The sequence below is a fragment of the Frankia sp. CgMI4 genome (assembly GCF_001756285.1).
In the GTDB taxonomy this organism is placed as follows: Bacteria; Actinomycetota; Actinomycetes; order Frankiales; family Frankiaceae; genus Frankia; species Frankia casuarinae.
On sequence record NZ_MAQZ01000002.1, the window covers coordinates 242,255 to 255,982 of the forward strand.

General features: G+C 72.1%; 14 protein-coding genes. 9 read left to right on the plus strand and 5 right to left on the minus strand.

Going from position 1 to position 13,728, the window contains the following annotated elements; translation table 11 throughout:
• Positions 1-47: 47 nt before the first annotated feature.
• Positions 48-2,333 (plus strand): phosphoribosylformylglycinamidine synthase subunit PurL, encoded by a 2,286-nt coding sequence (gene purL / locus Manayef4_RS01030; RefSeq protein ID WP_070130309.1) that lies wholly within the window; start codon positions 48-50, stop codon positions 2,331-2,333.
• Between the two features lie 50 nt (positions 2,334-2,383).
• On the opposite strand, the gene Manayef4_RS01035 is transcribed toward purL, so the two are convergent.
• Positions 2,384-3,289 carry a DUF3027 domain-containing protein gene (locus Manayef4_RS01035; RefSeq protein WP_070130343.1) on the minus strand — a complete coding sequence of 302 codons (906 nt, stop codon included), beginning with the start codon at positions 3,287-3,289 and terminating at the stop codon, positions 2,384-2,386.
• 92 nt (positions 3,290-3,381) lie between these two features.
• On the opposite strand from Manayef4_RS01035, the gene Manayef4_RS01040 reads away from it, so the two are divergent.
• The 5 genes from Manayef4_RS01040 to Manayef4_RS01060 all read left to right on the plus strand — a co-directional run bounded on the left by Manayef4_RS01040 (position 3,382) and on the right by Manayef4_RS01060 (position 8,083).
• Complete coding sequence (locus Manayef4_RS01040) at positions 3,382-4,983, plus strand: MFS transporter (RefSeq protein WP_070130310.1); 1,602 nt, start codon at positions 3,382-3,384, stop codon at positions 4,981-4,983.
• A gap of 105 nt (positions 4,984-5,088) precedes the next feature.
• Positions 5,089-5,538, plus strand: a complete 450-nt coding sequence (locus Manayef4_RS01045) for a hypothetical protein (RefSeq protein WP_011438774.1) — start codon at positions 5,089-5,091, stop codon at positions 5,536-5,538.
• Positions 5,539-5,829: 291 nt separating this feature from the next.
• A complete protein-coding gene (gene mqnB, locus Manayef4_RS01050) occupies positions 5,830-6,843 on the plus strand; it encodes a futalosine hydrolase (RefSeq protein ID WP_070130311.1) in 1,014 nt (337 codons plus the stop codon).
• A 1-nt stretch (position 6,844) separates the two neighbouring features.
• Positions 6,845-7,690 (plus strand): 1,4-dihydroxy-6-naphthoate synthase, encoded by an 846-nt coding sequence (locus Manayef4_RS01055; protein WP_011438776.1) that lies wholly within the window; start codon positions 6,845-6,847, stop codon positions 7,688-7,690.
• A 42-nt stretch (positions 7,691-7,732) separates the two neighbouring features.
• A complete protein-coding gene (locus tag Manayef4_RS01060; protein WP_011438777.1) occupies positions 7,733-8,083 on the plus strand; it encodes a rhodanese-like domain-containing protein in 351 nt (116 codons plus the stop codon).
• Between the two features lie 86 nt (positions 8,084-8,169).
• Here Manayef4_RS01060 and Manayef4_RS01065 read toward each other — a convergent pair whose 3' ends face one another.
• Together Manayef4_RS01065 and Manayef4_RS01070 are read right to left on the minus strand one after the other, a co-directional pair.
• On the minus strand, positions 8,170-8,928 hold the full coding sequence (locus Manayef4_RS01065; RefSeq protein ID WP_083282215.1) for an HNH endonuclease family protein: 759 nt from the start codon (positions 8,926-8,928) through the stop codon (positions 8,170-8,172).
• Between the two features lie 116 nt (positions 8,929-9,044).
• Positions 9,045-10,826: a DUF4352 domain-containing protein gene (locus tag Manayef4_RS01070; RefSeq protein WP_070130344.1), complete on the minus strand. Its 1,782-nt coding sequence runs from the start codon at positions 10,824-10,826 to the stop codon at positions 9,045-9,047.
• Positions 10,827-11,181: 355 nt separating this feature from the next.
• Here Manayef4_RS01070 and Manayef4_RS24650 point away from each other — a divergent pair, with 355 nt between their 5' ends.
• Positions 11,182-11,349, plus strand: coding sequence for a hypothetical protein (locus Manayef4_RS24650; protein ID WP_023840638.1), 168 nt, complete (start codon positions 11,182-11,184; stop codon positions 11,347-11,349).
• 172 nt (positions 11,350-11,521) lie between these two features.
• On the opposite strand, the gene Manayef4_RS01080 is transcribed toward Manayef4_RS24650, so the two are convergent.
• A complete protein-coding gene (locus tag Manayef4_RS01080) occupies positions 11,522-11,917 on the minus strand; it encodes a cold-shock protein (RefSeq protein ID WP_011438780.1) in 396 nt (131 codons plus the stop codon).
• Between the two features lie 181 nt (positions 11,918-12,098).
• On the opposite strand from Manayef4_RS01080, the gene Manayef4_RS24655 reads away from it, so the two are divergent.
• A complete protein-coding gene (locus Manayef4_RS24655; protein ID WP_023840636.1) occupies positions 12,099-12,536 on the plus strand; it encodes a hypothetical protein in 438 nt (145 codons plus the stop codon).
• Between the two features lie 57 nt (positions 12,537-12,593).
• On the opposite strand, the gene Manayef4_RS01090 is transcribed toward Manayef4_RS24655, so the two are convergent.
• Positions 12,594-13,235 (minus strand): haloacid dehalogenase-like hydrolase, encoded by a 642-nt coding sequence (locus Manayef4_RS01090; RefSeq protein ID WP_011438782.1) that lies wholly within the window; start codon positions 13,233-13,235, stop codon positions 12,594-12,596.
• A 134-nt stretch (positions 13,236-13,369) separates the two neighbouring features.
• Between Manayef4_RS01090 and purS the strand changes: the two genes are divergently transcribed.
• Positions 13,370-13,654: a phosphoribosylformylglycinamidine synthase subunit PurS gene (gene purS / locus Manayef4_RS01095; RefSeq protein WP_011438783.1), complete on the plus strand. Its 285-nt coding sequence runs from the start codon at positions 13,370-13,372 to the stop codon at positions 13,652-13,654.
• Positions 13,655-13,728: the final 74 nt, after the last annotated feature.

The following is a 13,728-nucleotide window of genomic DNA, read 5'->3' on the forward strand; positions in this document are numbered from 1 at the left end:
GGCCCACCCGGGCGCCCGGACCAGGGGATATCGGCGAGGATGGGAGGGTGACCGGCAACCCCGCCGCCCCCGCGGCCACCTCCGTGAGTCCCCCCGCCGAGCAGCCCTACCAGGAGCTGGGGCTCACCGACGACGAGTACGCCCGGATCATCGCGACCMTCGGTCGCCGGCCCAGCGACGCCGAACTCGCGATGTACTCGGTGATGTGGAGCGAGCACTGCTCCTACAAGTCCTCCAAGGTGCATCTGCRGCAGTTCCGGGACACCCCGTTGACGGACCGGCTGCTGGTGGGCATGGGGGAGAACGCGGGCGTCGTCGACGTCGGCGAGGGGCTGGCGGTCACCTTCAAGATCGAGTCGCACAACCACCCCAGCTTCGTCGAGCCGTACCAGGGGGCCGCGACGGGTGTAGGCGGCATCGTCCGTGACATCCTGACCATGGGGGCCCGCCCGATCGGCGTGCTCGACCCGCTGCGCTTCGGCGAGGCCGACGCGGCGGACACCGCCCGGGTCCTGCCCGGGGTCGTCGCCGGCATCGGTGGCTACGGCAACTGCCTCGGCCTGCCCACCATCGGCGGCGAGGTCGTCTTCGACCCGACCTACGCGGGTAACCCGCTGGTCAACGCCCTGTGCGTCGGGGTCATGCCGGTCGATCGGGTGCAGACGTCGGCGGCGACCGGGGTCGGCAACGCCGTCGTCCTGCTCGGCGCCAAGACCGGCCGGGACGGCATCGGCGGCGTCTCGATACTGGCGTCGGCAACCTTCGACGAGGGCGGCGGCCCGGCCCGGCGACCCTCGGTGCAGGTCGGCGACCCGTTCACCGAGAAGATCCTGATCGAGACCTGCCTGGAGCTGTTCGACCGCAAGCTCGTCACCGGCATCCAGGATCTCGGCGGCGCCGGGCTGACCTGCGCGCTGACCGAGACCACCGCCGCGGGCATCGCCACCGRCCAGCCCGGCGGCATGGAGGTCGACCTCGACCTCGTGCCCCTGCGCGAGGCGTCGATGGCGGCGCACGAGGTCCTCGCGAGCGAGTCCCAGGAGCGCATGCTGGCGATCGTCACGCCCGAGGCGCTGCCCGAGGTTCTCGCCCTCGCCGAGCGCTGGGGTGTGCTCGCGACCAGGATCGRCACCGTCACCAACAGCGGTCGGCTGACCGTACGCTGGCACGGCKAGGTCGTCGTCGACGTTCCGCCCGGATCACTCGCCGACGATGGCCCGGTCTACGAGCGCCCCCTGCGCCGCCCGGTCGACTTCGACCTGGTCCGGGCGGACGCACCCACGCCCGCCCGGCTCGCCCGGCCACGGACCGGGCCGGAGCTGCGGGAGACCCTGCTGCGGCTGGTCGCCTCCCCGAACCTGTGCTCGCGGGCCTGGGTGACCGACCAGTACGACCGGTACGTGCAGGCGGGCACCGTGCTCGCCCAGCCGGAAGATGCGGGCGTGCTTCGGCTGTCGGCGGCCACCGGCCTGGGGATCGCGCTCGCCACCGACGGCAACGGACGGTACGCACGGCTCGACCCGTTCGCCGGCACCCAGCTCGCCCTGGCGGAGGCGTGCCGCAACGTGGCCGCCGCCGGATCGGTGCCGATCGCGGTGACGAACTGCCTGAACTTCGGCTCCCCAGAGGACCCCGAGGTGATGTGGCAGTTCGCCCAGGCGTGCGCGGGCCTCGCCGAGGGCTGCCGGCGGCTCGGCCTCCCGGTGACGGGCGGCAACGTCTCGTTCTACAACCAGACCGGCTCGACGCCGATCCATCCGACCCCGGTGATCGGGGTGCTCGGCCTGTTCGACGACGTCACGCGCCGGACGCCCATCGGCTTCGCCGAGGAGGGGGACGTCCTGATCCTGCTCGGCGAGACCGCCGACGAATTCGGCGGCTCGGAGTGGGCGTGGGTGACGCATCGCCATCTCGGCGGCGAGCCGCCGGCCGTCGACTTCGCCCGGGAGAAGCTACTCGGCGAGATCCTCGTCGCCGGTTCCCGCGACGGCATGCTCACCGCCGCGCACGACCTCTCCGACGGTGGGCTCGCCCAGGCGCTCGTCGAGTCGTGCCTGCGCGGCGGGCACGGCGCCCGGATCATCCTGCCGGCCGGATCGGACCCGTTCGTCGAGCTGTTCAGCGAGTCGGCCGGCCGCGCCGTCGTCGCGGTGCCCCGCGCGGAGGAACTGCGCTTCACCGACATGTGCGAGGTGYGGGGCCTGCCGTGGCGGCGTGTCGGTGTCGTCGACGGGGACACCCTCGACGTACAGGACGCCTTCACCGTCGGCCTMGACGAGCTGCGCGCGGCGCACGAGGGAACGCTGCCGGCACTGTTCGGCCGGCTCACCTAGACACGAGTACGTCCGGATAAATCCGAGTAAGTCCCGGCGGGCGAGGCCGGTCAGGAGTGGCCGTAGGGCTCCGGTCCCGGGCCGTCCGCGGTCTCGCCCGCCCCGTTGTCGTCCACCGAACCCGGCGGATGGGCGGCCACACCCACCAGCTCGACGTCGATCGGCTCCAGGTCGGAGGGGTCCTCGTCGAACAGGACGGGTTCGGGATGCGCCGAAGGAGCCACCAGTGCCTCCGAGTGCGCCCCACAGCCGTGGTCGATCGACGTGACCCGGCCGTCGTCCGGTGCGAGCTCGTTGGCGCAGACGCCGAACATCCGGCCGAGCGCACCCGCGAGCCGCACGTGGAATCCGCAGGTCAGGCAGGATGCGGGCGCCACCTTCGCGATGGATGCGTCCGGGCCGGCGGGACCCGCGTACCAGCGTTCGACCGCCTCCTCCCGCCCGGTCACGGACAGCACCCGGGCCCGCCCCAGACCGAGCTCAAGGAAGACGTCGGTGTCGACGAACTCCTCGGCGTCCTCTGTGCGCAGCGCGAGCCGAGGATCGTCGATGGCGGTCGGCAGCAGGTCCCCGATCCCGACGTCGCCCGGCCGCAGCCGCTCCGACCAGGGGACCCACGGGGGCGCCAGCATGGCCCCGTCCCCGGGCATCAACACGACGTCGTCGACCGTCGCCTTGCGCACCCGCGCGGCCCGGGTAACGATCACTGTCCAGACCCAGCCGGGATAGGCCCGCGCCAGGCAGGCGAACCGGTGCAGGACGAGGCGGTCCCCCTCGCTCTCGACGCCGAGATGCRCACCGACCTCCGCCGCGGACCCCGCCTCCTCGACGGCCGCCTGCCGGGCCAGGTCGACGGCGGCCGCACAGGTCGGATCGGCCACGGGTTCCCGCCCGGACCGGACCGTCCTACGAACATCGGGAGCATCCACGGGAAGTATTCTCACCCACGAACCCATCCACCGCCCGACGTGGTCGTAGTGGCGCAGGTCCAGGACGGCGCCGCGCCGGTCCAGGACGGCGCCGGTCCAGGACGAGGACACTGGGCAGGGTGAACCTGGGCAGCACAGTGGTGAACAGCCTGCGCCGGCTGCGGGCGAGTGTGCGCGGCAATGACGCCGACCGGTCGGGGCTGTCGTCGCTGACGGAGCTGTCGTTCGTCAACGCCGCCGGGGACGCGCTGGTGACCGTCGCGTTGGCGGGTTCGCTGTTCTTCGCCGTCCCGTCCGGCGAGGCCCGGTCGAAGGTCGCCCTCTACCTACTGGTCACCATGGTGCCGTTCGCCCTGCTGGCGCCGGTCATCGGTCCACTGCTGGACCGGGTGGCCTACGGTCGGCGGACGGCGCTCGCCGCCATCTGCCTGGGCCGCGGGCTGCTGGCGTGGCAGCTCGCGGGGGCACTCGACGGGCTGGCCGTCTACCCCCTCGCGCTCGGCCTGCTCGTGCTCTCCCGCGGGTTCGGCGTCGCGCGCAGCGYCGTCATTCCCCGGGTGGCCCCGGCGGAACTCACGCTCGTCACGATCAACTCACGGATCTCGCTGGTAAACATCGTCGCCGGGGCGGTCGTGGCACCCGTCGGGCTGGGCATCGCCAACATCCCTTTCGTCGGCTATCCCTGGGTGTTGCGAATCTGTGCCCTCGTCTACATGGCCGGGGTCCTACTGGCGTTCAACCTGCCCGGGCACGTCGACTCCGCCGCCGGTGAGCAGCCGCTGCGCGGCCCGCTTCCCTCAAGCGTGGCCCGGCGCGGCGTCGGGGCGCGGATCCGGGCGTTCCTCGGCACGCTGCCGGTGGCGCTGCGCGCCGCCCTGGTGCTACGCAGTCTGGTCGGCTTCCTGACGTTCTATCTGGCGTTCCTCCTGCGCACCAACGGCGGGAACAACCTGTGGCTGGGCGGGCTCGCGGTCTGCGCGGGCGCCGGCAGCGGCCTGGGAGTCTTCATCGGCGGCCGGCTCGGCCGGCGCCGTCCCGAGGGCATCCTCATGCTCGCGCTGGTGTTGGCGGCAGGGGGATGCCTCGGTGCGGCGATCACCTACACCAAGTTCACCTCGCTGGTCGCCGCGCTGCTGGCGTCCATGGCGGGGTCGATGGGGAAGCTGGCGCTGGACGCGATCATCCAGCRGGACATCCCGGAGACCACCCGCAACTCCGCGTTCGCCCGCTCTGAGACCGGTCTGCAGCTGGCCTGGGTCGCCGGCGGGGGCCTCGGACTGATCGAGATGCCCGGGACGGTCGGCTTCGCGGTGGCCGCGGCGGCGATGGGGATCACGTTGTTCGTGGAGGCCGGCGCRCTGCGTCGGTCCCGGCTGGCCGCCCGCACCCAGTTCCGCGCGGACACCCGCAACCGCCCACCCGCCCACAACGATCCGGACACAACGAAACCACTCGGTCACCCAGGGGTTCCCCCGCAGGCACCCATGCCCCCGCCGATACCGATGCCCACACCGACACCCATGCCCCCGCCGATACCGATGCCCACACCGACACCCATGCCCCCGTCGGCCCACGCGACCGCGTCAACGCCGCTGCCACCGGCCGACCCGTGGCGGCAGGCCCCACTCCCCATTCCGGCGACGCTCCAGGATCCGACCGGTCCGACCCGGCCTGACCGCCGACGAACGGCCCGCGGCCTCCGATGGCGGCGCCGGAACTGATCCGGCACGCCAGCGACGTGACCCGGGCCACCGTGCCCACCGGCCAGCGGCTGAAGGCCCTGACGGCGAGCGACGCCACCGCACGGGCGGCGATACCCTCCGACCGTGCGCACGCCCCACCTCCTCCGCCGTCTCCCGTTCCGGCGGCTCGCCGCGGCTCTCGCCGCCGCGGTCGTCGTCGGCCTCGGCCTGAGCGGCTGCGAGCGACCGACTCCCCTGGTGACCATGGAGTCCGGGGGACACTTCGTGCGGACGAACGCCGCGCAGTACGAGCGGGACGGAACGGTGATCCAGAAATCGGTATCACCGCCGCACATCACGGTCAGGCCCGGAAGCGCCATCAACATCGACGTGCCGACGTCGGTCGCCGACCGCGGCTACTTCCTCGTCCTGGGCAGGGAGCGGGTGACCGACAAGATCAGCGAGACGCACTACCGGTACGTTCCCGCCAAGAACACGCCTGCCCTGCTCGTGGTGTTCGCGCTTCCCGAGGCGGGCAGCTCCAGCGACCAGGCGTCGGGAAGCTGGCCGTTCCTGGTCACCTTCAAGCCCTGACCCGCCGCCGGCCACTCCGCCGCCGGCCACTCCGCCGCCGGACCGGAACCAACGACCCGCGCACACCAGCCCCCGAACGGGGATACACCGTGCGCGCAGCGTGCCACACCTCCCCACCGGGACCACGCAGCGTCGTCCGCGATGCTAAGGTCCGGCAACAAGTCCGATTTGCACCCCATCGAAAATCCCGCGCTGTTACCCAGCCGTCCGGTGCGGTGGTGTTCGGGTGAATCGACCGACAGCATGCGACAACAGACGAGGACGTCCCCAGATCATGATCCGGACCTGATCGTGAGCCGTACCCTGATCGTGACCGCGGTGACCGCCGAAGCGGACGCGGTGTGTGCCGGCCTGATGGGCAGCTGGTCGAGCGGTCGGACCAGAACCCCCGTCGGACCGGGCAGCCTGGTGTCCCCCGAATGGGACCGCCAGCTTCTCACCACCTCCACCCTGGGCCCCTACGTGGGCCGGCGACGCGGACCGGTGACGGTGCTCGCGGCGGGCACCGGCGGCCCGGCCGCGGCGGCGGGCACCGCGGTGGCATTGTCGGTGGCGAGCGCGGCGGGGCAGCCGTTCAGCCTGGTGGTGGCGATGGGGATCGGCGGTGGGTTCCGCGGCTGGGCGGAGATCGGGGACATCGTCCTCGCCGATCGCATCGTCGCCGCCGACCTCGGCGCGGAGTCCGGCCTTGACGAGGAACCGCCCGCTCCGCCGATCGGCCGCATCAGCGAGATGGACCRCAATCTCGGGTTCCACAGCAACGGCGCGCCGGCACCCCGCGGCGGCCTCGCCCACTCGTCGAACCCCGCGGGGTCGTTCCTGAGCCTGGAGGATCTCGGGCTCGGTTCGTCCACGGTGGTCCCGGATCCGGACCTCGTCCACCGCCTGGGCACGGTGCTCGACGTCACCGGTCGGCGGATCGTCACGGGTAGCGTGATCAGCGTGTCGACGGTGACGGGCACCGAGCGTCGGGCCACGGCGCTGACCGAGCGGCTGGACCCGGTGGCGGAGTCGATGGAGGGGTACGCCGTCGGGGTGGCCGCCCGGGCCTTCGGCGTCCCGGTGGTGGAGATCCGTACCATCAGCAACACGGTCRGGCGCCGGGACCGGTCCGGCTGGAACCTGCCGGTCGCGCTGGCCAGCCTCCGCACGGCCGCCGCGGCACTCGTCACCCACCCGGACGGCCTGGTGACGGCCGCACCGGTGGCCACCGCGAACGACGTCTCCACCACGATCCCGGCCGGGCACCCGGGTGCCCGCGGCCACCACGGGAACAGCGGCCACCACGGGACGGGAGAGCACTGAGATGGGTGCTGGCCGGGCGACCACCTCGAACCTTCCGGGTCCGCTCTCGCTCGCCATCTCGCCCTGCCCCAACGACACGTTCGCCTTCCACGCCCTCGCGCACGGACTMGTCCCGGGAGCACCCGAGGTGTCGGTGACCTTCGCCGACATCGACGTCCTCAACACCCGGGCCGCCGACGGGCGGGACGACCTCGTCAAGGTGTCCTACGCCGCCCTGCCGTGGCTGCTCACCGGGTATCAGCTGCTGACGGCGGGCGGGGCCCTGGGCCGCGGCTGCGGCCCACTCGTCCTCACCGCCGGGCGGTCGGACCTGCGCGGTGCCCGGGTCGCCATCCCCGGCACCCGCACCACGGCCTACCTGCTGTTCCGGCTGTGGGCGGCCGACGAGGGCGTGACGAACGTCGACGTGCTTCCCTTCGAGAAGATCATGCCCGCCGTCCGCGATGGCGCGTATGACGCGGGGCTCGTCATCCACGAGTCCCGCTTCACCTACCCGTCCTATGGACTGACGGCGCTCGTCGACCTTGGCGACTGGTGGGAGGGCCAGACCTCGCTGCCCATTCCGCTCGGCGCGATCCTCGCCCGCCGGGGGCTGGACGGTCCGGTGCTGTCCGCCGCGGTGCGGGCGAGCGTCGCCGCGGCCTTCGCCGATCCCGCCGCCAGCGCCGACTACGTCCTCGCCCACGCCCAGGAGATGACGCCCGACGTCGTCGACGCCCACATCCAGCTGTACGTCAACGAGTTCAGCCTCGACCTCGGCGACGAAGGGTTCGCCGCCGTCGAGGCCCTGCTCTCCCGCGCCGCCGACGCCGACCTCGTCCCCGTGCTTCCGCGGCCGCTGCGCTGAACCGCGAGCCCCCTCGGAGGGTCCTGATGGCAGGATGGAGACGTGAGTACCGATCAGATACCGGCTGTCGGCGTCGCGGAGCTACCGGTCGAGCTTTCCGCGGACGGTGCCCCGCTGATGGTGGACGTGCGGGAGCCCGACGAGTGGTCCGCCGGTCACATCGCCGGCGCGCTGCACATCCCGATGAGTGAACTGGTCGCCCGGCTCGACGAGGTTCCCCGGGAACGCGAGGTCGTCGTGGTGTGCCGCTCGGGCGGTAGGTCCGCCGCCGTCACCAACTACCTCAGGCAGGGCGGCTGGCAGGTCCGCAACCTGACTGACGGGATGCTCTCCTGGCAGGCGCACGGCCGCCCGATGGTGAGCGAGAGCGGCGCCGCGCCCACCGTCCGCTGAGAACCGCCGGCCGACCCCGCCGGGTCCGGGCCGACCCCGCCGGCTGCTCCGCATTTCTCGGATGATTCAGCGCCGCGGGCTTCCGGTCAGCCGCTCGGGGTCAGCCCCAGTGCCGGCTGGTTCGGGCACTTCTGGAGAACGGCGCGCATCGCGTCCGCCTCCGCCTGGACGACCCACAGGCGGTAACGGGCCTTCAATCCCACCTGGCGCGCGACGTAGGGGCACTGCTCCCCCGGGCTCGGCGGCAACCATTCGGCGGCGTCGTGATCGCTCTTGYGCTGATTCGTGGGACCGTCGACAGCCAGCAGGTTCTCCGGATCGTTGGCGAACTGGAGCCGTTCCCGAGCGGTCCAGTTGAGCGCGCCGGTCCGCCACGCATCCGCCAAGGGGACGACGTGGTCGATCTGCACGCTGGCGGAGTTCCGTCCACGGTCGAAACGGATGATTCTGGTGGTGTACGGATCCCGGAGCTCGCCGGTCAGCACCGTGCAGCCGTCCGATCTGCGGATGGTGGTGCTGCGCAGATCTCGCCGCAGAATGTCGTTACGGGTGTCACACCCGTTGTCGTCGATGTCCGACCAGGCGGGCCCGAACTCGTCCCGGCGGTACCTGGGAGAGTTGTCCTCCGCTTTGATCGGAAGGGTGGCGAGCAGCTTCAGCGCCGAGCCGCTGGCGGTCGGGGCACCAACCTGGTTGGACGTTCCGGTCTGGTCGGAAAGGTCACTGCAACCGGTCAGGCCGCCGACGAGGACGAAAACGGCGAGGACGGCGAGGGCCGCGGCTCCGCCGGGTCGACCGGGCCGACCGGGTCCGTGACGATCTGGACCGACACCGCTTCTTCGCACCGGACTCCCCACCTCGACGGTTCGGAACCCGTGGGAAGTGCTCGCCCCGCTTCGGGTCCGTTCGGATCGAGGGTGACATTAACTGGAGATCGGCCCGCCGGGTTGGTCGGCCACCGTCAGGGGACGGGAACGCGGGCTCCCGCGCTCACCGGATTGTCGTGCAGCTCCAACTCCTGGGCCGTGGCGTCCCGTGGGATGTCGAAGACCATGGTGCCCGCTCTGAGGTCACCCGGGTTGATCGAATCCCACAGATCCTCGTTACTCAGCTGGAAGCGGGCGAGGAAATCGGCGCTGTGCCGGCCGCCGCCGCCGTCCCACAGAAACTGGGATGAGGTCACCAGCGTGCGGGTGGAGTCGCCGATGTTGCGCACGGTCACGTGGGCCAGGCAGAACTGGCCGTCCGTGTGCCGAGCGAGCAGTCCGTCACCGAGTTTGGTCTGCCCGCATCGGAAGGAATCCACGATGAACTCGAGCTGGCCATCCGTGACGGGGCGGTTCAGGCCGCTGGCCGGACCCGGTGCCGTGCTCGGACCGGTGGAGCGCGACGGGGCGGTCGTGGCCGCCGACTGTTCCGCGGAACCATTTTGGCCGCTCTTTCCGGGCAGGCTGACCACGACCGCGATGGCGATCAGCGCGCCCAGGACGATGACGGCGATCCAGACGAGTCGCCTGCGATCGAGCCCGCGGGCCGGCGGCGGCTGGGCGAAGGACGGGTACGGCGCGCCGGGCTCGCCCGGTACCGGCCCGTGCCGATCGGGAGCCTGGCCGGACCACGGCCCCGGCGGCGCGCCGGGGACCTGCCCACCCATCCGCTCGCCCAGCTGGGCGGGCCGCGGGCCGGGGCGTCCCCTCGGGCTGTGCGCACCGGACTGCCCCGGTGGTGCCTGGCGTGGTTGTCCCGGTCCCTGGCCCGCCCGGGCGGCGGGAGCGCCCGCGTTCCAGTGGACCTGACGCGCGGGAGCCGAGGTCGCCGGGCCGATCCGGGTCGGGGCGGCGCGGGGCACCTCGCCGGTTCTGCTCAGGAGCTCCTCGGCCTGACCCATCGCCTCGCCGATGGCACCGGTACCGCGGGAGGGTGGCTGCGCGATGAGCCGCAGCAGCAGGTCCCGGGCGCTCGGCCGGTCGTCGGGATGCTTGGCCAGGGCCGCGCTGACCAGGCCGACCAGTGGCTGCGRCAGACCGCGCAGGTCCGGGGCGGACCCGACGATGCGCATGCCGAGGTCGATGTCCGTACCGTCGCCGAACGGGTGGCGGCCGGTACCAGCGTAGGCAATGAGGATGCCCCAGGCGAAGACGTCCGCCTCCGGACCGATGGGCTGGCCGTGCACCTGCTCGGGCGCCATCCACCCGGCGGAGCCGAAGCCCCATGCCGTGRGCTTCGCCTTCGCGCCCTCGAGGGCCTGCGCGATCCCGAAATCGATCACGCGTGGCCCGGACAGTGAGAGCATCACGTTGCTGGGCTTGAGATCCCGATGGACGAGGCCGGCGCTGTGGATCGCGGTGAGCGCCGTCGCGACCCCCACGGCCAGTCCGGTCAGGGTCGACGAGGTCAGCGGGCCCTTGTCGACCTGCATGTCCAGCCGGACGCCGTCGATGAACTCGGTGACGAGGTACGGCGCGGGCGCATTCGGATCCGCGTCCAGGACTTCGGCGGTGCAGAAGGGAGCAACCTTGCGTGCCGCTTCGACCTCGGCCCGGAACCGGCGGCGGAACTCCTCGTCGGCGGCCAGGTCCGGTCTGATGACCTTGATGGCAACCCGCCGTCCRGCCCGGTTCCTCGCCAGGTAGACCGTGCCCATGCCGCCGACCCCGAGCCGGCTGAGCAGAACGTAGGGGCCGACCGACCGGGGCTCGTGTGGATTGAGCGGATCACCTGGTTCGGAGCGGCCGGGACCCATGCGTGCGGCGTTGTCGGCCACGGTCAGCACCGCACGGCTGTGATCACGACCGCTGTCCACTGCTTGTCACACGAATGCCTCTCGAATCCCGATCCGACGCCTCGTTCCGACCGCCRATCCGTGCCCTCCGCCGATCAGCGGAGGTGGGACGGCCCTCGGCGATGCCACCGCGGCCGGCTGCGGGGCTGCTCATGGTTCGGTCTGGTCTACGTTCGCAGTCTGCCGCACTGCCAACGCTTCCAGTCGCACGCGGGCTCCCCGCCGACGGGACCGGTCGGCTCCCCGACAATGTGTTGCCGCCACGGCGCGCAGGCCGCGGCGGATGAGGCCCTAACCGAGGAGGCATCGTGAACCGATGCGTACCAGTGTGGCCAATCTGATGAAGGGCTCGATCTCGGCTCATGCCCGGATCCCGATTGATGTGGCTGGCTCGGCCGGTGTCGCTGATCTGATGGGAACAGCGGATTCGACAGCGGATTCGATGGATGCGGCTAGGGTGACCGTTGTGCTGGCGGAAACGTGACATCCGGTCCGTCCGAGCCCGGGCCACGCGGGGTGGACGGCCCCTGGCTGCTCTGCCCCTGGTGCGGTGGCCCGGTGCCACTGACCCACCTGGCGGCGTCCGACGAGGAACCGGGCGCCCAGGTCGCGGTGTGCACCGGGTGCGGCCGACGGGTCGGTTTCCTGCCGCCGGTCTAGACCTCCAACTCGTTGGCTACGGCGTGCACGACCTTGGCGACCCGCTGGGCGGTCCGCCGGTCGGGATACCGGCCGCGACGAAGGTCCCGCTGCACGTCGTCCAGCACCTTGATCATGTCTTCGACCATGCTGTGCAGCTCGTCCGGACTGCGCCGCGCGGCCTGGGCGGCCGCCTTGGCGACCGACGGCGGGGCGGTCAGCAGCCGGACCGACAGTGCCTGGTCGCCACGCCGCCCGGCGGCGACGCCGAACTCGACCCGGTCGCCGGGTTTCAGCCGGTCGACCCCGGCGGGCAGGGCGGCCTTGTGCACGAAGACGTCGCCGCCGTCGTCCCGGCTGAGAAAGCCGAAGCCCTTGTCGACGTCGAACCACTTGACTTTGCCGGTGGGCACGGGCGACCTCGTTCTGTGTAACGGCAGGACAACGCAACGGAAGATGAGTGATTCCCAGGCTATCCGTCGGCCGCACGTCGCGTGCGTCTTCGGTAGCGATCGGCTGTCGGGTGCGCCCATCTCCYTCCCGTGACAGTGGCCCGGCCCGCGTTCGGCACCACATCCTCGTAGGCTGTCGTACGTGTCGGCGAAACCCTCGTCCCGGCAGGTCGGACCCGTGGCCGGCGGTGCGGTAAGCGAGGTCATGGCTCCGGTCGCAACCCCGCCGCCGGTGACCTGGGCGGATCGGCTGGTCCGGATCGGGGCCGTGCTCTTCGGAACCGGTCTGGTCGCCACGGCGGCGGCGGTGATCCCCTTCTTCCTGGGCGCCGAGAATCTGCCGACCTGGCTGAACGCCGTCGCCGGCGGCGGACTGACCATCGGGTTCGCCGTGGCGCTGGTGGGGGTGCTCGCCGCCGCCCGATCCCGGATTCCCGAGGAGAGCGATCCCGATCTCTACGTGAACAACCCACATCCGCCCGACCACGGGGCCCGCAGGGAGGCCGATCGTCCCGGGGACGCCGACCACCCCGGGGACGGCACCGGTTCACGGGCAGATCCTGTCACCCGTTCCCGGTAGTTCCTTGATCTCACGGCCGGGGGTGCGGACCCCCGCCGGGCCCACCGCGTCGCGGCGTCAGCCCGGCTGTCGTCGGCGCCGGGCCTCGTCRACCAGCCAGGGCGGGAAGTCGGCCAGCCGGGGGAGGACGACGTCGGCGCCGGCGGAGAGCAGATCGGCGGCCGAGCAGGGCCCGGTGGCGACCCCGACGGCGAGAGCACCGCCGTCGCGGGCGCCGACCATGTCGCCGACGTGGTCACCGACGAAGACGTCCACGCGGTGGGCGCGCAGGGCCTCGCCCTTCGTCTGCGCGAACCGGGCTCCCTCCACCACGTCGGCGGTGATGCCGATCCGGTCCAGACTCGCGCGGGCCAGCGCCGTGCTCTTCGCGGTGACGACCACTACCCGGCCGGCTAGCCGCCGCACCGCGGCCACCGCGGCCACCGCGGCCGGCATCGGCAGCGACGCCGGCAGCGCGTGGACCGCGTAGAGCTCGCGGTAGCGGGCCGCCACGGCCGCGACCTCGGCCAGCGGGAACCAGTGGGCGAGCTCCGTCTCCAGCGGCGGGCCGAGCCGGGCGACGACCGTCTCGGCGTCCACCGCCACCCCGGTCTCGGCGGACAGGACGGCGAAGGTCGCCCGGATGCCGTGCCGGGCATCCAACAGGGTCAGATCGAGATCGAACCCGACGACCGGGACGGATGCCCGCCAGAACGACACCAGCCGAGCTTARGGGCCGATGTTCCCGGGAAGCCCGCATTATCCAAGATCGCCTACCGGATCTGTACGATCTGTACGCCCCGGGCGGGCGAGATCCGGCTCACTACGCCGCTCGACCGGTAGTGTCCGCGGGTGTGACCAGGGTTGTGGTGGATGTGATGCTCAAGCCGGAGATTCTCGACCCTCAGGGGCAGGCGGTGCTCGCCGCGCTGCCGCGCCTCGGCGTGAGTGGGATCGTCGGGGTCCGCCAGGGCAAGCGTTTCGAGCTGGAGCTGGAGGAGGGCACGGACCTCGACGGCGCGGTCCTGGCCCGGGTCGAGCACCTGGCCTCGACCCTGCTGGCCAATCCGGTGATCGAGGACTACGCGGTGCGCATCGAGGACGTCTCCACGCCGTCGGTGGGCAGCCCCGCCGGCTGAGCCTCTCCGCGCAGCCAGCCAACCAAGGCAGCGCCGAAGGCGCAACGCGGGGGGCTCGGGGCGGCTCGGCCCCC